This is a genomic window from Bacteroidota bacterium, assembly GCA_016718825.1.
In the GTDB taxonomy this organism is placed as follows: Bacteria; Bacteroidota; Bacteroidia; order J057; family JADKCL01; genus JADKCL01.
Genome location: JADKCL010000012.1, coordinates 113,760 through 130,906 on the forward strand (window position 1 = coordinate 113,760; position 17,147 = coordinate 130,906).

The 17,147-nt window shown below is 52.7% G+C and carries 13 protein-coding genes; 2 read left to right on the plus strand and 11 right to left on the minus strand.

What is annotated here, in order from left to right; translation table 11 throughout:
* Window positions 1-208: 208 nt before the first annotated feature.
* A complete protein-coding gene (locus IPN95_15470; GenBank protein MBK9450772.1) occupies window positions 209-2,077 on the plus strand; it encodes a type IIA DNA topoisomerase subunit B in 1,869 nt (622 codons plus the stop codon).
* Window positions 2,078-2,204: 127 nt separating this feature from the next.
* Window positions 2,205-2,792 carry a Crp/Fnr family transcriptional regulator gene (locus tag IPN95_15475; GenBank protein ID MBK9450773.1) on the plus strand — a complete coding sequence of 196 codons (588 nt, stop codon included), beginning with the start codon at window positions 2,205-2,207 and terminating at the stop codon, window positions 2,790-2,792.
* A gap of 43 nt (window positions 2,793-2,835) precedes the next feature.
* On the opposite strand, the gene IPN95_15480 is transcribed toward IPN95_15475, so the two are convergent.
* The 11 genes from IPN95_15480 to IPN95_15530 all read right to left on the minus strand — a co-directional run bounded on the left by IPN95_15480 (window position 2,836) and on the right by IPN95_15530 (window position 16,893).
* Window positions 2,836-3,552, minus strand: coding sequence for a DUF4386 domain-containing protein (locus tag IPN95_15480; protein MBK9450774.1), 717 nt, complete (start codon window positions 3,550-3,552; stop codon window positions 2,836-2,838).
* 167 nt (window positions 3,553-3,719) lie between these two features.
* A complete protein-coding gene (locus tag IPN95_15485) occupies window positions 3,720-6,125 on the minus strand; it encodes a T9SS type A sorting domain-containing protein (protein MBK9450775.1) in 2,406 nt (801 codons plus the stop codon).
* A gap of 276 nt (window positions 6,126-6,401) precedes the next feature.
* Window positions 6,402-7,100, minus strand: coding sequence for a class I SAM-dependent methyltransferase (locus tag IPN95_15490; GenBank protein MBK9450776.1), 699 nt, complete (start codon window positions 7,098-7,100; stop codon window positions 6,402-6,404).
* A 189-nt stretch (window positions 7,101-7,289) separates the two neighbouring features.
* Window positions 7,290-8,042 carry a pirin family protein gene (locus tag IPN95_15495; GenBank protein MBK9450777.1) on the minus strand — a complete coding sequence of 251 codons (753 nt, stop codon included), beginning with the start codon at window positions 8,040-8,042 and terminating at the stop codon, window positions 7,290-7,292.
* A gap of 719 nt (window positions 8,043-8,761) precedes the next feature.
* The gene (locus IPN95_15500) at window positions 8,762-10,360 is read right to left on the minus strand and encodes an SDR family oxidoreductase (protein MBK9450778.1); all 1,599 of its coding nucleotides are present in this window, start codon (window positions 10,358-10,360) and stop codon (window positions 8,762-8,764) included.
* Between the two features lie 103 nt (window positions 10,361-10,463).
* Window positions 10,464-10,910, minus strand: a complete 447-nt coding sequence (locus IPN95_15505) for a DUF4199 domain-containing protein (GenBank protein MBK9450779.1) — start codon at window positions 10,908-10,910, stop codon at window positions 10,464-10,466.
* A 102-nt stretch (window positions 10,911-11,012) separates the two neighbouring features.
* Complete coding sequence (locus IPN95_15510) at window positions 11,013-11,591, minus strand: nucleotidyltransferase family protein (GenBank protein ID MBK9450780.1); 579 nt, start codon at window positions 11,589-11,591, stop codon at window positions 11,013-11,015.
* Window positions 11,588-12,688, minus strand: coding sequence for an XdhC family protein (locus tag IPN95_15515; GenBank protein MBK9450781.1), 1,101 nt, complete (start codon window positions 12,686-12,688; stop codon window positions 11,588-11,590). Before IPN95_15515 ends, IPN95_15510 begins: the two co-directional genes overlap by 4 nt.
* 9 nt (window positions 12,689-12,697) lie before the next feature.
* Window positions 12,698-13,654: an FAD binding domain-containing protein gene (locus tag IPN95_15520; protein ID MBK9450782.1), complete on the minus strand. Its 957-nt coding sequence runs from the start codon at window positions 13,652-13,654 to the stop codon at window positions 12,698-12,700.
* Between the two features lies 1 nt (window position 13,655).
* On the minus strand, window positions 13,656-16,355 hold the full coding sequence (locus IPN95_15525) for a molybdopterin-dependent oxidoreductase (protein ID MBK9450783.1): 2,700 nt from the start codon (window positions 16,353-16,355) through the stop codon (window positions 13,656-13,658).
* Window positions 16,356-16,359: 4 nt separating this feature from the next.
* Complete coding sequence (locus tag IPN95_15530; GenBank protein MBK9450784.1) at window positions 16,360-16,893, minus strand: hypothetical protein; 534 nt, start codon at window positions 16,891-16,893, stop codon at window positions 16,360-16,362.
* Window positions 16,894-17,147: the final 254 nt, after the last annotated feature.

A 17,147-nucleotide genomic window follows, 5' to 3' on the forward strand; every position in this document is an offset into this window, starting at 1 on the left:
TGCAGATTCGCAGCCGATTTAATGCAATGATTTGTTTTTCAGACCATTAACACAAACGTTCAACAAATCCAAGTGTCCAATTTTTGTAGCCGGATGTGAATATCCTAGCTTTCATTGGCGCCCTGTATTCACTAATTTTACAGGCCCATAGTTAAAACCATTTGCCTAATTGGGCAGCTTTGGCAAAAAAAGAGGCAGAACGCAAAGTATGGCAGCAGAAAACAAGGGCGGCGTCTACGACGAAAGTTCGATCAAATCACTTGATCCACTAGAGCACATCCGGATCAGGCCCGGTATGTACATCGGCAAGTTGGGAGACGGCTCCTCGCCCGAAGATGGTATTTACATCCTGCTCAAGGAGGTGATCGACAACTCCATCGACGAATTTATGATGGGTGCAGGCAAGACGATCGAGGTGACTGTGACGCAACACAAAGTGCGTGTGCGTGACTACGGCCGCGGCATTCCGTTGGGCAAAGTGATCGACTGCGTCTCCCAGATCAACACGGGCGGCAAATTTGACTCCGAATCTTTCCAAAAGTCGATCGGTCTCAACGGTGTCGGTACCAAAGCCGTCAATGCGCTTTCCTCCTCTTTTTCCGTTCAAGCTTACCGCGACAACAAGACCAAACTCGCTGAATTTGAATTCGGAAAGCTGGTCAAAGACGAGCCGATCGTGGAGAATTCGATGCGGCACGGTACGCTGACCATTTTCACGCCTGACGAATCGATTTTCCGCAATTACAAGTACAATCAGGAGTACGTCGAAAACCTGATTCGCAACTATGTCTTCCTCAACCGCGGCCTCACGATCATTCTCAATGGCGAAAAATATGCCTCGGAGAATGGTTTGAAGGACCTTTTGGAATTCAATACCACCGAAGAAGAACGTCGTTACCCCGTCATTCATTTCGCGGACGAAGACATCGAGGTAGCAATGACCCACGGTTCGCAGTACGGCGAACAATACTACAGCTTTGTCAACGGCCAAAACACCTCCCAAGGGGGTACGCACTTGGCAGCATTCCGCGAAGCGATTGTGAAGGCCGCGCGGGAATTTTACGGCAAGCCGTTTGAGGCAAGCGACGTGCGCGCAAGCATCGTGGGCGCGATCGCGGTGCGGGTGCAGGAGCCGGTCTTCGAATCCCAAACCAAAACCAAACTCGGCAGCGTCAATACCGAACCCAAGGGTGAGGGCAAGGTGATCCGGACGTGGATCAACGACATCGTCTCCAAGCAGCTCGACAACTTCCTGCACAAGAATCCGACGATTGCAGATGAGTTGCTGAAACGCATCCGCCAAAGCGAACGCGAGCGCAAGGACATTGCCGGCATCAAAAAGCTCGCCAATGACCGCGCCAAAAAGGCCAATTTGCACAACAAGAAGTTGCGCGACTGCAAAATCCACTTTGACACCCAGCACGAACGCAATGGCGAGACCGTGATCTTCATCACCGAGGGTGACTCGGCGAGCGGTTCGATCACGACCGCGCGCGATCCGCAGACGCAAGCCGTCTTCTCGTTGCGAGGTAAACCGCTCAACTGCCATGGGTTGACCAAGAAGATCGTTTACGAAAACGAGGAATTCAACCTGTTGCAGCACGCCCTCAACATCGAGGACGGCATCGAAGGGCTGCGTTACCACAAGATCATCGTCGCGACCGATGCCGACGTCGACGGGATGCACATTCGCTTGTTGTTGCTGACATTTTTCCTGCAATTTTTCCCTGAAATCGTGCGCAACGGGCATTTGTACATCCTGCAAACGCCGCTCTTCCGCGTGCGGAACAAGAAGGAAACCATCTATTGCTACGACGAAAACGAAAAGCAGGCAGCGATGGTCAAACTGGGCAAAAACCCCGAAATCACACGATTCAAAGGTTTGGGCGAGATTTCTCCGAATGAATTTGGAGCGTTTATTGGGGAGCACATGCGTTTGGATCCCGTGATCATCCGCAAGGATTCCAAGATCACGGAAATGCTGGATTACTACATGGGTAAAAACACGCCCGACCGTCAGGATTTTATCATTGACAACCTGCGGGTAGAGAAATTGACGGTGGAGGAGGTGGCCTAGTCGCCACCGGCGACTCCCTCCTCACTCACACTCTCTCTCACGCTCCCACTCTCACTCCCGCAAGAACTCCCCCTCGCGGCCCAAAATCCTATGGCTCTTTTCGCAAATCCTGCCTAAATTGCCTGATATGGGCAAAAATCCGCTGCTGCAAGATTTCCTGGAAAGGCTGCCGATGTTTTCGGAAAACGAGCGGCTTGCGATGTCCGAACAAATCGATATTCTCGAGGCAAAAAAGGGGACTCTGTTGCTTGCTGACGGCGAGGTGGCCTCCAAATGCTATTTTGTCTTGAAAGGCTGCATCCGCCAATATTCCATGGTCGATGGGGAAGAAAAAACAACGGCGTTCTTCACCGAAGAAGAGGCAGCGGTCGCATTCACGAGCTATACACAGGGCGTTCCCTGCTCCCACTTTTGGATTTGTGCCGAGGATTCAACCCTGATCGTCGGTGCCCAAAACATCGAAATGGAGATGTATGAACAATTTCCCCACCTGCAAGCGATGACAAGAATGATGGTGGAGCAGGACTTCGGCAAACGGCAGGAAGAATTTGCGGCCTTCATCGTTTCATCTCCCGAGGAAAGATATTTGCACCTGATGAACAACCGCCCTTCGCTGTTGCAGCGGGTTCCGCAACATCAAATTGCGAGCTATCTCGGCGTGACGCCTGAATCCCTGAGCCGCATCCGCAAGCGGGTGCAATCCAAACAAGCATAGCCTTTCTCAGTAAATGGCGCTTTCTCATTATGCCGAACGGGAATCATTTCGCGGTGGCGATCTTGGTTTTCCCGCCCCTCAGCAGGAGCCAAACGGCCAAACCCACTTCGCTCAAAATTCCTGAAAGGGCTACGACCACGGTCATTCCATCCTTGATTTGCGCATAATCGGGCATCCACAATTTGGCTGCATTGTCTACGCAGTAGGCGCAACCCGCAATGAACAGGAGAACACTCAGCAGCTTGGGCATAAATCCGGATCGCATTACGAGGAAACCAAGAACCAACACATGGATGCCAAAAATGATCATTGCAAATGCCCATTGGCCGTCAAACGCCTGGAATTGCTGCATTGCTTCCATATTTGCCGCCTCGGAACCGCCATTTTGCACCAGCGAAAATCCAAGGAATAGCCTGAAAATCGCAGCACCAAAGAGCAAGGAATACAACAACCGCAGTGCGGCAGAGACCATGGAGGCCCGTGGATGCACCGGCTTAAAAAAGACATACAGCCCCCAGGTGACCAGCAAATCGCAAAGCAAAACCAAGACGAAGCAACCCAAGCCGATGCGCGCAAGGCCGGAAGCCTCCCCGATTTTTGTGGCTGTCAAGCTTGCATTCCCCTGCACGATCAGCCCTTGGTGAAAGGCAAACTCGGCAACCATGGCTGCAACAAACATGACCAAGAGTGAAATCGAAGAAGTTAATGCCGCTTTACGCAGCGCGCCGGAACCAAGTAGTGGATTTTGAGCTGTTTTCATCTTTCCATTTAGTATTGATGCCGCAAAGTTCGGTGACCACCAACCCGCAAGACGTTGACTTTGGGTAAGAAATTCATTGAAGGCGACACTATTCGGAGGGATGGCATAAAAGCAATTGGGGCATCCCTAACGAGATGCCCCAATTGTCATTGGATGGGGAGATGCGCTTAGCGCATCACCTGTACTTTGGCATTCCGCGAAGTGGTTGCGGTTTGCATCCGTACGATGTACATGCCATCTGCGAGGGCATCCATATTGACGTCAATCGTGTTGGCACCTGCGATCAGGTCCACGCTGCGGTTGACCAAGATGCGTCCAGACAGATCCATGATGGTCATGGTGGCGGCACCTTCGGTGGTGGCAAGGTAGTTGACGAAGAGATTCTGGCTCGTCGGGTTTGGCCAGACTTGCATTTCGTCGACCAGCACGTCAACACCTTCCTTGGCGACCGTTTGCTGAGGACCGCTCATGCGGGTCCAATTGGCAGCCTGCGTCCCGGCGCGAAGGGTATAGCTCGTCGCCGTATTGAAGGCGCCGTTGTATCCTACGACCTTAATGCGGTAGGTTGCAGCTACCGTTGAGGTATTGTAGATGATGGCTTCCGAAGTGGTACTACCATTGGTAGACGAACCCAAAAGCGTTGTACCATTGCTAGCATACAGATACACATCATAGTCAGCAGGCAAAGTCGTCAAGGTAATCTTCACCTTTGGTGCCGTGCTGAGCGTGGTAAATGTAAACCAGTCAATGTCGGTTGCCGTGCAAATCTTGGCCAATACATTCGTATTTCTTGTAATCGTTTTGGCAGTTGCGGAGGTTTCATTGGCCTCGTAACTGTCGGTACAAGTTGCAGCCGAAGTGGTAAAGTTGGCGCCTGCAACGTAGGCGCTGTTGCCGCCGGAGCAAACTGCCTGCACTTGCCAGTTGTAAGTTGTTGCAGCTGCGAGACCGGTGAGAGCTTTGCTGTTGGTCGTACTCGTCGTGGTGGTCCAAGTCGTGCCCCCATTGATTTTGTATTGTACGTTGTAGCTTGTGGCGCCAGTGACTGCTGCCCAGTTCAAGGTTGCACCAGAGGAGGTGATGCCGCTCACGCTGAGTGATGCTGGATTGCCGCAAGTGGTGGAACTGCTCAAAGTGACTTGATAGTCCTCGACTTCACCGTAGCTAAAAGCCTCGCACTCCGTTTGTGCAGCATTGTACTTCATGGAAATACGCATGCGCGTGACGGTTGCTGTCGCAGTGGTTGGCACGGTGATGGATCCCGTGCGGGCACCTGTAGCGGCAGAACCGGAATTGTACAACAATTCACCAGCATCGGCGAAATCCTTGTCATTGTTCAAGTCGATCCACAACTTCCACCATTCTGGATAGGCAGTCGCGGTATACCCTGGGGTTAGGGTGATGCCGGTAGCGACACCCTTGGTCAGATTAACGTTGGTGCCTGTGTAGTTGCCGTAACCACCGTTGTTTCCGGAGTTGTTCGTGAATGCTCCGACCGCGACAGTTTGGATCCATTCGTCGGCCGTTGAGCTACCGGAAGATGCACAATAGGTCGTCGTACCAGCACCGCATCCATTGGAAGTGGCAAGGCTAGCACGAGCGCCAGTCATGACAGCGACCATTCTTGCCTTCTGACCCATGGTAAAAATATTCATGGCAGCATCATCGGTATAGTCCATGTAATTCTGGTACATCACCCCTGGGCTGGTGGTGGTGCAACCATCCGTGCGGACCGAGCCGACAGCAGGGTTACCATAGACCATTTCACATTGGTTGGGGGTATCGGTCACGGCATCGGAACCGCTGCATTCACTGCCTGCGGAGCAAGTACCATCCCCTTGGCCGCAATCATCTCCCCAAATGTGGTAAAGGTTGAGCCAGTGACCCACTTCGTGTGTTGCTGTACGTCCTTTGTTGAACGGCGCAGTTGCTGTGCCGCTCGTTCCAAAGGCTGTGTAGTTGATGACCACGCCGTCGGTTGATACCGGTCCGCCAGGGAATTGGGCGTAGCCCAACAATCCACCGCCTAAGGGGCATACCCAGAGATTCAAGTATTTGGTGGCATCCCAAGCAGTTTTGCCACCTGTCGCATTTGACTTCACGGCATCATCGTCGACAAAGGACGTTACAGCTGTCGATGTACGTGTGATACCTGTCGTAGCTGCGCCAGTCGGATCAACCGTGGCTAGACAAAAATTGATTTCACAGTCGGCCGCAATGCTGGTCCAAGCAGCAGGCGTATTTACCTTGTCGGCATTCAAACGGCGGAAGTCATTGTTCAGCACCGTCAATTGGGACTGAATCTGGGCATCCGAGATGTTTTGTGTGGTCGTGTTGTACACGACGTGTACCACCACTGGAATATTGTAGACGACATCTTGTCCTTGATCATCATACTGATCGACAAATGCCGCAGTTTGCGCCTCGATGCGGGCACGTACGCTGGCAAGATTGGGATCCAAAGCCTCCAAACGGGCTTGATTCTCCATCGTATTGCAATTTCTCACCTGCTGCCCGATCAAGCCACTGCTGACGACCAAGCCCAGGAAAATCCCAAGTACAATTTTTTTCATCTGACTGAGTGAATTAAATGACGAATTGATTCGGGGGTGAAGCTACTCAAAACCACGATGCCTACGGAAATCAGCAATGAAAATGAAAGGTTGCAGGACAATTTGCTTCACAACCAACACATTGAAGCCAGATTCGTCAGCGACCAATTTCCGCAAATTCTTCCTAAATCAATTTAGTTTATGCCAGCACCTCCCTTGCAGAACAAGGCGAAACAAGGCATGGTCCCAAACGAGAGATTCAATGATGTAAGAAAAATCAGGAATCCAACCCAAAGATTAGCGCTTGGGCCTAAAGAAGTAGAAATCAGCCTTGGACGAATTGATCGGGTCTTTGGGATCCACCTTGTATTTGTTGTCGATCTTCTTCCAAAATTCCCAATCGGGACGATTTTGGGCGATCCAGTCCGTGAAAACACGGTCAATTTCGTGATGGTTTTGGGCTTTCTGGAAATTGCTGGAATAAACCAGCACGTATTTGCTCGCCGCGTTGAATAGGTGGTTCATGTAGTTGTTGAACACCTCGTCTTCGATCAAGTGATACAGCACGTCCAATGACATCGCCAAATCGACCTTGAAGACCTCGTGGTTGTCTTGGAAAGCACGTGAATCATAGACGAAGAAGCTTTTGCTGTCATCGCCCTTGAACAGATGCATACAATGCCGGATGATCGTCGGCGACACATCCAAGCCGATGTAGTTGGGATACTTGCCCAAAGTCAATTGATTGCCGTCGCCACAGCCAAATTCGATAACGGTTTGGATGTCGTTTTCTGCGACGAAGGCATTGATGATCTCGGCCTTGTGCATCGCAAGCAAGCTATAAGATCCTGCACCGGAATTGCCGCCGGTGGCGTAGCGCGACTCCCAATATTCAGCCGAACCCGGGAATTTTTTCTGGCCAAACACGGCCTTCTTTACCTTGATGGCCGCAGGCCCTAAAACTGGGATGCGATTGACGATTTTTCCGACTGACATACGCGCTGAATTCTAAAAACTTGACCAGACGGGCAAAACAATTCTACCCTGAACAAATGCAAAAATCCGAATCCTTTTCCGGTTTTGCAATGTTGCAGGGATTCACCTGCAGAATCATGTTCAACTTTGAGGCAAAAGTCCCTTTTTCCGGCAAGGAGGATGTTGGGAATGCCCAATGTGCATCAGCGATCAGCGGGCAAACCGCGCGTAGGTCGGATACCCAGGCTCCAGTGGAGACCGGATCACGAACAGCTTGCTGTCTTCCAAGGCATCCAATGTCAGCATTTCCGCATTCGAAGCCGTGAAAAAATCATCCACTTCCAAAGTCGTTCCATGCAATTCCAACTTGCCATCCAGCACATAAGCCGACACAACCTCGCCATTGCCAATGGTGAGCGTTTGCGTTCCTTTTATCATGCGCAACTCCTCGATTGTGACACCTGGCGTGACCATGTGCAAGGGCGAACCCTCGCCTTTGTAGGTTTTGACCACCATGCCTTCGCGCTCCGTCAAAGGAAAGGCTTCGGTGGGATAATCGTCATAACTCGCAGGCTGCCCGAGGGTGACATTGAGGTTGGGATCCATCCAAATCTGGAAGATGGAGGATTTTTCCTTGATTTTCTCCGAATGCGAGACGCCGTTGCCGGCGCGAATGATTTGGGCATCGCCCGCCCGCAAGGTCCGCCATTCCCGAAGCTTGGTATCGTAGTGCTCAATTTCTCCGCGCAGAACGAAGGACATGATTTCGAAGCCTTTGTGGGGATGCAAGCCGATGGTGCTGTCACCGCCGGGCGTCCAGGCATGGGCCCAATAAAAAAGATTGGAATAAGGCTTGCCGCGGCCACCGTCGCCGGGAAATCCGATCGGTTTGTTTTCCAGAATCGCGCCAAAGTTGAATTCACCTTGGCCCTGTTGCGCTTTGTGGAGGATGTCGAGATGCATGTGCAATCGTTCTTTTGGATGTAATAACATGAATTCTGGAAACAATGTTTTTCGCGCTGTTAGTCCATTGATTCAAGGACCAAATTGGTGAATCCTTGCCTTTTATATCTTGGTAACTAAGTGTTGAAGCTGGAAGCGCGTCATTAAGCAAGGCATCTTGACCTCGATTGGGACTCGAAAAGCCCGTGGGCATTTCTGGGGTTATTGTCTCCGCGATGTAATCGCACGCAAACGTGCGACACTTCCACTCGTTTCAGGTCTGGAACGACACCCAAATCATGGCAAGCTGGAGCAGAGGGTTCGCCACTATGTCCTCGCATCTCCCCACTCATTGCCTGCTCGGCCTGAAATCCCGTGTCATGGCAGGTCGGAAGTCTCGGGGCGCTGGAAAAGTGGCGGAATCCAGCTATGGCCCGCACCGGCCTTTGCGGTCGGCGGTGGGGACGGGCTTTTTTGGGCGCCTTGCTACGGGCTTTTCCTGGCTTTCCTCCTGCGCCGCCGGTCGCCTGGTTTTTGGGATTTTTGTTTGTTGGTCGGTTCGCGGATGCTTTTCATCAACGAAAACTTCTACAGCGAACTCATGCCGTGGATGTCATGGATCCTCGCCAAAAAGGTCGAATACGTGATCACTTTTTTCCTGACGCCGTTTTTCCTTATGTTTCTCAGTCAGCTGTATCCTAGAGAATTCCGGCCTTGGGCTTCCAAAATTTTGCTGGGATTCAATGGATTGCTTGCGCTTTTGCAGCAGGCCATTTACGTGCGGGGGGTGGCGGGCGTTTCCGCCCCGATTTATGGATTGCTGATTTTGGTGCTGACCCGCCTCTCCCTGTGCCGGGGCCTCGGCGCGCCGGGGCCGCCCGGCTGCGCGCCCCCTTAGAATCCCTGTATGCGGCGATCCTGCGAATCATCCCGCGAAACACAAAAAAATGGAGTGGCACGACGGCATACCAATAAAGCCTTCCCAATAAACCTTTGGGTCTGAACGTTGCGGTTTGGATGAGCTTATCTCCTTGCGGGCTTGACACGATCTGAAACTCCAGCCAAGCCTCTCCGGGAAGCTTCATTTCCGCAAACAGCAGCAGGCGTCCGGCTGTGAAGTCCGCCTCCAGGACCCTCCAGAAATCCAAGGCATCGCCTGCTTCAATATTTGTGTCGTGCGTACGGCCGCGACGCAGGCCCACGCCACCCATCAGTTTGTCCAAAAATCCACGAATTTTCCAGAGCCAATTCCCGTAGTACCAGCCGCGTTGTCCACCGATCGCCCAGATATTCTCCAGAACCTGTGTACGGTTGCCCGTGATATCGAGCTCCCGCCTGTCTTTCAGGCACCCGAATTCAGGTACGCCTTTGAATATGTCCAAGCCTGACCCCGCAAAGCTCGAGCTGAGCGCATCCTTCCAGCTTGAAAACAGGCCTTGACCTTCGTAGAGGCTCAAGGCCATTTTGATCGCTTCGGGATAGGGAATCAGGTCAATATTGAGCTCCCCGGCAAGGTTGTTGGGCTTGCAGATCACATCGATCTTCATGCTGTTCACCAGATTGACCGCCAAAGGATAGGAAACCGAGGTCACAAAATATAACCAGTACGAAGATAGCCGTGGCGTCATCACGGGCACAGTAATGATCGTGCGACGCAAGCCACGCACCTTGGCAAATCCCAGCAACATCTCCTTGTAGCTCAGCACTTCGGAGCCACCGATATCAAAGCTTTTTCCGTAATAGTCCGGCTTCAAGGCAACGCCGGTCAGGAATTGCAGCACATTGGCGATTGCAATCGGTTGGCATTTGGTATCCAGCCACTTGGGGGTGATCATGACGGGCAATTTCTCGACGATGTCACGGATCAGTTCAAAGGAGGCGCTTCCAGCCCCGACAATGATGCCTGCACGAAGCGCTGTGACCGCAGCAGTGCCGCTGCGCAGCACCTCCTCCACATGTAGCCGCGAACGCAAATGCTTTGAAAGCGTCTGTTCGTTGGAGATCCCGCTCAAATAGATCACTTGCTGAATGCCGCAATCCCTTGTGAGCTTCAAGAAATTCAATGCCGATTTCGTCTCCAAATCATCAAAAGAATCCGTGGATGCCGCCATTGAGTGGATCAAATAGTAGGCAACATCGTACTTTCCGGTAATGCGCCGATCCTCCTCCATTTTCACAAAATCAACCTTGAAGAGATCAATTTGCGAATCCGCCCCTTTGGGCATGCGGAAAAGCGATGGATTCCGAACGCAACAGGTGACGTGATGACCTTCTCCCAGCAATTTGCGCAAGAGGTGCTGGCCGATGTAGCCGGTGGCGCCGGTAAGTAATACATTCATTTGTAAGAATTTAAAAACAATCGACGCGTAAAAAAGGGTATCTCCAAAGATTCATCCGGGAAGCCGGAAATGGAGTTTTCCTCCAACAAATTTACTCCCTATTTCAGACAACAGGTGGTACCTTTTCCATCACAGTGAGCATACGCATTCCCACATAGGAGGTGAAAATCGTAACGCCAAGGCCTTCCATCACCAAGAACACCGATGCGAAGGCCGGAGTCAAATAGCTCCCCATGATGGCGTTTTGATGAATGTAGACCATAAAATTGGGGTCAAGGAATTGTAGGTAAATGAATTGAAAGAAGGCAAAAGTGATGACAGCCCACATCGATGTACGAAATCCGACGGCAAACGTCTCGAGAAATTCAAACGGCGTTGCGTTTCGTTGCCGGAAGGCGCGCATCGCCAGAAATGCAAATGTGCCATGGATCAGGATATTCAATCCCCTCAAATTGAGATTAGTATAAAGCCCCAAACCTTTCATCGCGAAGAAAAAGGCGACAAAGCCCAGCAGCATATAGAGACCGTATTGAAGTTCTGTGCGTTTCATAAGACTAATTCTGTTTAACGTTTTATATACAAACATTAAACAGAATGGGGCCGCGAATGTTTCGGGGAAAGCGAAATGCAACCTTCGTCTCGAAAAGGAAGTTCAGCGAATGTCCCCTGACGCATCCCAATCGATCATTGCTGTCGGCATATCGACGGTCAACAATTGATCGGCAGGCAAGTTGCGAATGACAGCACGCGCCCCTTGATCACCTGTCAAGCGCATCAGCATCGGGAAATATTTGCGTGGAAGGATCACCGGCGCACCCGGTTGGCCACCGTAAAAAGCTGCGACCACCTTGTCAGGCTCCTTTTCCGCTGCTTCTACCAAAGCGTAATAATGTTCCGCTTCCACAAACGGCTGATCGACCAGGGCAAACATCAAATGCGTCAGGTCCGGATAATGGGCTTCTACAAAGGAAACCGCACAGCGAATCGACGTCGCCATGCCCGACTGCCAATCCAAATTCTCGAGGATGTCGAGTTCATATCCTTGCAGATAAGGCAGAATTTCCCTCGAATGGCCACCCAAAATCACCGTCGTGGGAAAGCATCGGCAGGCCAGAAGCCGCTCTGCGACGATTTGAATCAGCTTTTTCCCTTGAAATTCGATCAATTGTTTGGGGAAACCCATCCGCGAACTTCCACCCGCCGCCAGCAAAACGATTCCGACTTTGGTCATGTTTGCAATTCTTTTCGGTCATGGATAAAGCCTTCGCGTTGCTTCAAAAATCCAGCATTGCGTCTCGAAAACACGGCTTGAATCTCGGCCACAACGGCCACGGCGATTTCCAACGGCGTCTGCGCGCCAATGTCGAGCCCGATGGGCGCGTGAATCGCTTGATTGTCGTCCAAAACGCCGCCGAGCTCGGCATTCATGCGGTCAAAGCGCTTGCGTGGACCCAGCAAACCAATGTAGGCAACGTCGGTGCCCACCAATTCCTGCAAAATGGCCTTGTCGTAGCCGTAGTTGTGCGACATCAAGACCGCGGCGGTGAACCGATCGGGCTGCAATTCCTGCGCTGCCCGCTCGCGTTGAAGCTGCAAGACGCTTTCGGCCTCTGGAAACCGAATCGGCAGGGCCTTGGCCCCGCAATCGTCTGTCACTGTCACACGCCAACCCAGTTGCGCAGCCAATTGCACGAGCGGACGGGCGTCTTCGCCACCGCCAAAAACCAGCAGCCGGGTCGCAGGTGTCACGCATTCTACGAAAACTTGAATGGTAAACAGGCCGGAATGGAGGATTTGGATGCCAGGTTGAGCGAGCAACTCCTTTGCATCGCCCTCCGAAAAAATATCGGGATCATCGTCGGATGTGCCGAGGAAGCTCCATCTCCCGTCAGCCATGGCGTTGACCACCAAATCCCGCGCAAACCAAGATTCTGATTTTCCCAGAAATGCCTGTTTCAATGCCTTCAATATCGGCAGAGCCTCGGTTCCCGCCATCGGTTCGATCCAGACCTCGATGATGCCGTTGCAACCCAAGCTTGCGCCCAAAATTTTGGCGTTTTCATCGGTTCGGGTATCGTAGGCAATCAGGCGCGGCTTGCCCAAACGCATGACCTCGCGCGCGATGCGCAAGGCATTGCCTTCGAGACATCCGCCGGAAATCGAACCGACCCAGTTGCCATTTTCCAAAATCAACATCCGCGCGCCGATGCGCCGATAAGCGGAACCCTCGACATCCACCACGGTCGCAAGCGCCATCTGCTCCAACGGCAATGCTGAAGCCTCAATCGCGGCCAGGATATTGGAAATTTCTTGATGCGATGCGCCCATGGTGACAGCTCAATCCTCGCCCTCCAAGGAGATAAATGCGAATTCTATGGTTTCAGCCACCGTTCTTGCCACAAGTTCGACCTTGTATTGGGTTCCCGGCAACGGATTTGCACCCTCCACAGCGAGGCGACCGGCTGCATCGTAAACGGCGCGACGCGCACTGCGGCCGCTGAGATAAGCCTCGACTTTGCCCAAGCGCAAGGGCACATTGGCAACGCCGCCGATCACAACACGCACATTTGCCATCGCAATGGGTTTTGTTGCGTTGCCGATCACAAATACCTCGACCAATGGCCATTCAGCGCGTGCGCGGCTGATGGTCCGGGAATAGGCGGACAATTCGTCGGGGAATGGGACTGGCAAATGGACAAAGGTCAGCATTTCATGGGCGGCTAACAGATGGTCGGCAGCCGCTTGTTTGCCGTCACCGTAAAGGGCGGCAACGCTCCGGCGTCCTGCTCCGTCGACGGTGATTTCGGCATCATAGGCCATCAAAACCATGCCCAAGGTGCTTGGATGCGGTGCCACACAAGGCCCAAGATCAAAGCAAACACCATATTGATGGTTGCCTTCGCGCATGGGGCAGGAATTGCCGCCTTTTTTGAAGCAGGTGAATCCCTCGTGGCGATAATACCAGCAACGGCTGCGTTGCAGCAAGGATCCGCCGATGCTCGCCGCCCGCCGAATCTGCGGATTCGCCAATTCACCAGCTGCTTTCGCCAATCCAGGATAATGCTTTTGAATGACAGGGCTCTTGGCAACTTGGTCGATGGTTACGAAAGCGCCGATCGTGCACGTACCGTCATCGTTCATCACAATTTGATCCAGTCCAGGAATCCGCGAAATGTCAACAATGTCGCCCGAGGTCACGTGGTGCCGAAGGCGGTCCATCAAGTCCGTTCCACCTGCGCGGAATTCGCCGTTTGCAATTTTTGCGGCGGCAATGGTCGTTGCGATTGTGCTCATATCAGTTTCCCTCCCCTCCTTGAACGGTTTTCAGTCCCGCCAACAAACGTTCCGGCGTGATCGGTGCGACGAGCGGACGGTAGCCTGTCGCGTTAAAAATCGCGTTGGCAACGGCGCCTGCGACGGGGGTGGTACACAATTCGGCGAGCCCGATTCCCTTTTGTTTGACCATTTCAAAACCCTCCTCGATAAAGTCAATGCTGATGGGTGGAATGTCTCCCATGCCCGGCAAACGGTAATCTTCCAATCCGCGGGAAAGCAGCTTGCCTGTTTTGCTGCAGACGGCACGGTCTTCGTACAAAACGTGGCCGATTCCCTGAATGACACCCCCTTGGCATTGGCTTTCCGCAAGCGGACGCACGTGCACCTTGCCGACGCGCATGGCGCCGTTGACCTCGGTCACACGGGTTTTGCCGAGCCATGTATCGACTTCGACAGCAATCACATACACGCCATAAGCGCGATTTTGTCCCAATTCCATTCCTTCGGGCAGCGGCAACATTCCCATAGGATTGAAGCCGTCGTTGTGCCCACGGGTCGCCTTTTCGCGTATGAAGTCAATTTTGGAAAAGGCATCAAACCACGACATTGTCCCTGCCGCATGCACGATTCCCGTGAGACCTGCCTTTGCATCGACCAAGGATTCACTTTTGGAAACCTGCTTCAGGATCGTGTCACGGAGTTTTTCTGCGGCTTCGAATGCGGCGGGGTAAATCGTCGCGGTGGTGCGGCTTCCGCCGGAGGTTGGTCCGATGGGAAGGTTATTTTTTCCGATTTCGACGTTGACAGCATTCGCAGCTATGCCAAAAACATCCGCGACAGCCTTGGACAACACCGACCTTGCACCTTGGCCCATGTCTTGAACTGCATTTCGAATGGTAATTCCGGCGGGAGTGGCTTCAATTTCGACCTCGGCGGGTGGCATATAGATGTGCATCCATCCGCCGAAGGAAACACCAACTCCGGTTCGGTAACGACCGCCTTGGGAACCCACAGGTTTGCGACGATTCCAAATCGACAATTTCTCCACCCAATCAAAGAGCTGCAAATACCCCTCATGCTTTTCCCATTTGCGGCGAAGGGCGATCGGATCCATTTTCATTTGATGCGCCATGTGGTCAATCGATTGTTCCAAGGCAAAACATGCGGCAGGTCCGCCCGGCCCCCGGAAGGCCGCGCCGGGTTGGAAATTGGTCAACACATCGTAATCAAGCAGAGACTTGGCGATGCCCGTGTAGCCCAAGCCGGAAATGTCGGCCACATTGGAGCCGATTGCAAAACCCGAATTGCCGTAAGCCGTCATCGTATAGGCGGCGTTACTCCCGTCTTCCTCCGCGGTCAAAACCACTTCTATTTCGGCAGAGGGACGGTAACCCGTCTCACTGAATTCCTCAGCACGGTCGTAAATCACCGCGACCGGCCACTTGGCTGCGCGGGACAATTCGATGGCGGTTTTGATGGCCGTGTACATGGTAAGCTTGGAGCCGAATCCCCCGCCGACATATTCTGCGAAGACTTGGACGTCGTCTTCCTTGAGTTCGTAGCGCTCCGCGATTGCCTTTCCAAGTGCGTGAACTCCTTGTGTGGAGGCGTAAACGGTGAGCTTGCCGTCTGCTTTCCAATCTGCCACCGCACAATGCGGTTCAAAGGTCGTATGGAATTGCGTGGGTGTCTGGAAAGTCGCTGCAAAATGGGTCGCAAGCTTGGGATCGGATTTTTCAGTGAGGCGTTGTGCCTTGCCTTTGTCGGAGGAGGAGAGGCTGAGCAGCGTCTTGCGGACGTTCCCCTCCCAACTTCCGGGAAATGGCGGGGCTTCGGAAGCAGCAGCGATCTCCTTTTTGTCTCCGGAAAATAGCGGAACCGCATCCGGTTTCATGGATTCGCGGATTTCAAGAACAAATGGAAGTGGCTCGTATTCAACGACAATTGCTTGCAAAGCGGCGTAGGCAATCGCTTCAGTTGTAGCAGCGAGGGCCACAAGGGGTTCGCCCTCGTAACGGGTGATTTCGTCTTGCTTCAAGCGCAAAACGGCCTTGACTCCATCCATTTTTTCTGCAGCAAGGGAGTCGATGCGCAGAATCTTACCATGCGGGATGGTCGAGCGCAGGATTACCCCCACCAATTGCCCGGGAAGCTGAATGTCAGCGGTGTATTGGGCGAATCCCGTGACCTTTTGCCGGCCATCGTTGCGGAGAAATTCCGGGATTTCAGGCCCGTCAAATTTGCCTTCGCAGGCGTCCATCATGGCCTGAAAAATGCCTTGGTAGGCACCACAGCGGCAATAATGGCCTGCCATGGCGGCAGCAATCTCGTCGCGTTCGGGTCGCTGCCCTTTGTGTTTGGCCTGCCAATCGTTGTAGAATGCGATGCCCTCGTTGATGAAACCGGGGGTGCAAAATCCGCATTGCAGCGCATCGTGGGCGAGGAAGGCCTTTTGGACAGGGTGTGCATCGCCCTGTGTCGCATGGCTTTCGATGGTGTCGATTCGTTTGCCTTCCATGTGCAAGGCAGGCATGATGCAGCTGCAACGCGCCTCGCCATCGACGAGGATCGTACATGCACCGCAGGCGCCCGAACCGCAAACGAGCTTCGTCCCGGTGAATCCAGCCTGTTGGCGGATCACTTCGAGGGCCGTTGTTTCAATTTCGGCTCCAAATGTTCGTGTCTCCCCGTTGAAGGTGGTGGTGATGCTGTATGCCATGAGATTATTGATGAAGGAGAATGTCACAGAAAAGCGAATTCGGACCGTTTACAGGCAAATCCAGGCGTTGGCCATAGCGGAGCATGGCAGCATTCAGCCCCGCTTCCACCGACGCATCACTGGAATCATGTGCCACCACGGTTTCTTTGGAGAAATTCGCAGCAAGCCAATGGTTGCGTTCCATTTGCAAGGGCCGTTTTTCGTCGAAAACCAGCTGCATTTGCGCCCGAATTTCGTCTTGGGAAAACCGGGGAATGACCAATTTTCGCCAGCCGAACGGGGTACAAATCCGCATGCCGAGCAAGTCAGATTCAAGCAAACTCGTCGCGGCAAAATCTTCTGAATGGCCGAAAACTTCGCAAGGACCGACGGTCGCGTCCGCATAAGTGGCACCACAAGCCTGCGCGTGGGCAACAGCAAATTTCACCGCGTCTTCCGCTTTCCACTGCTCCGTCCATGCCGAAGCCAGCAAGGTCGGGACAAGGAAGGCAGCACCTGCGCCCAATCCGGTGAGTTTGAAAAAATCCCTTCTGTTCATTGCAAACTGTCTTTTCTCCTTGTCCATTGAATTGACGCACCCCATCTGCCTCGTCTTGCTTCAATCAATAGGCAATGTACACGATTTGTAGTTCAGCGGCTTGGAAATTCAAGCCCACCACGGCAATGCAAACGCAAATTATATGATCTGCTACAAGCAAATTTTCCTTCCGACAACATTCCAAGACATCCACTTACATGGCATGAATGCTTTTGGATACGTAATTCGTACCGCAAGTTGATTTTACGAACGTC

Excerpts from the sequence above, each read along its gene's own strand:
- IPN95_15515 (MBK9450781.1), bottom strand. The coding sequence starts at position 12,688 with ATGGGCGCATCGCATCAAGAAATTTCCAATATCCTGGCCGCGATTGAG.
- IPN95_15485 (MBK9450775.1), bottom strand. The coding sequence starts at position 6,125 with ATGAAAAAAATTGTACTTGGGATTTTCCTGGGCTTGGTCGTCAGCAGT.
- IPN95_15510 (MBK9450780.1), bottom strand. The coding sequence starts at position 11,591 with ATGACCAAAGTCGGAATCGTTTTGCTGGCGGCGGGTGGAAGTTCGCGG.
- IPN95_15495 (MBK9450777.1), bottom strand. The coding sequence starts at position 8,042 with ATGCATCTCGACATCCTCCACAAAGCGCAACAGGGCCAAGGTGAATTC.
- IPN95_15525 (MBK9450783.1), bottom strand. The coding sequence starts at position 16,355 with ATGGCATACAGCATCACCACCACCTTCAACGGGGAGACACGAACATTT.
- IPN95_15480 (MBK9450774.1), bottom strand. The coding sequence starts at position 3,552 with ATGAAAACAGCTCAAAATCCACTACTTGGTTCCGGCGCGCTGCGTAAA.
- IPN95_15505 (MBK9450779.1), bottom strand. The coding sequence starts at position 10,910 with ATGAAACGCACAGAACTTCAATACGGTCTCTATATGCTGCTGGGCTTT.
- IPN95_15470 (MBK9450772.1), top strand. The coding sequence starts at position 209 with ATGGCAGCAGAAAACAAGGGCGGCGTCTACGACGAAAGTTCGATCAAA.
- IPN95_15520 (MBK9450782.1), bottom strand. The coding sequence starts at position 13,654 with ATGAGCACAATCGCAACGACCATTGCCGCCGCAAAAATTGCAAACGGC.
- IPN95_15490 (MBK9450776.1), bottom strand. The coding sequence starts at position 7,100 with ATGTCAGTCGGAAAAATCGTCAATCGCATCCCAGTTTTAGGGCCTGCG.
- IPN95_15530 (MBK9450784.1), bottom strand. The coding sequence starts at position 16,893 with ATGAACAGAAGGGATTTTTTCAAACTCACCGGATTGGGCGCAGGTGCT.
- IPN95_15475 (MBK9450773.1), top strand. The coding sequence starts at position 2,205 with ATGGGCAAAAATCCGCTGCTGCAAGATTTCCTGGAAAGGCTGCCGATG.
- IPN95_15500 (MBK9450778.1), bottom strand. The coding sequence starts at position 10,360 with ATGAATGTATTACTTACCGGCGCCACCGGCTACATCGGCCAGCACCTC.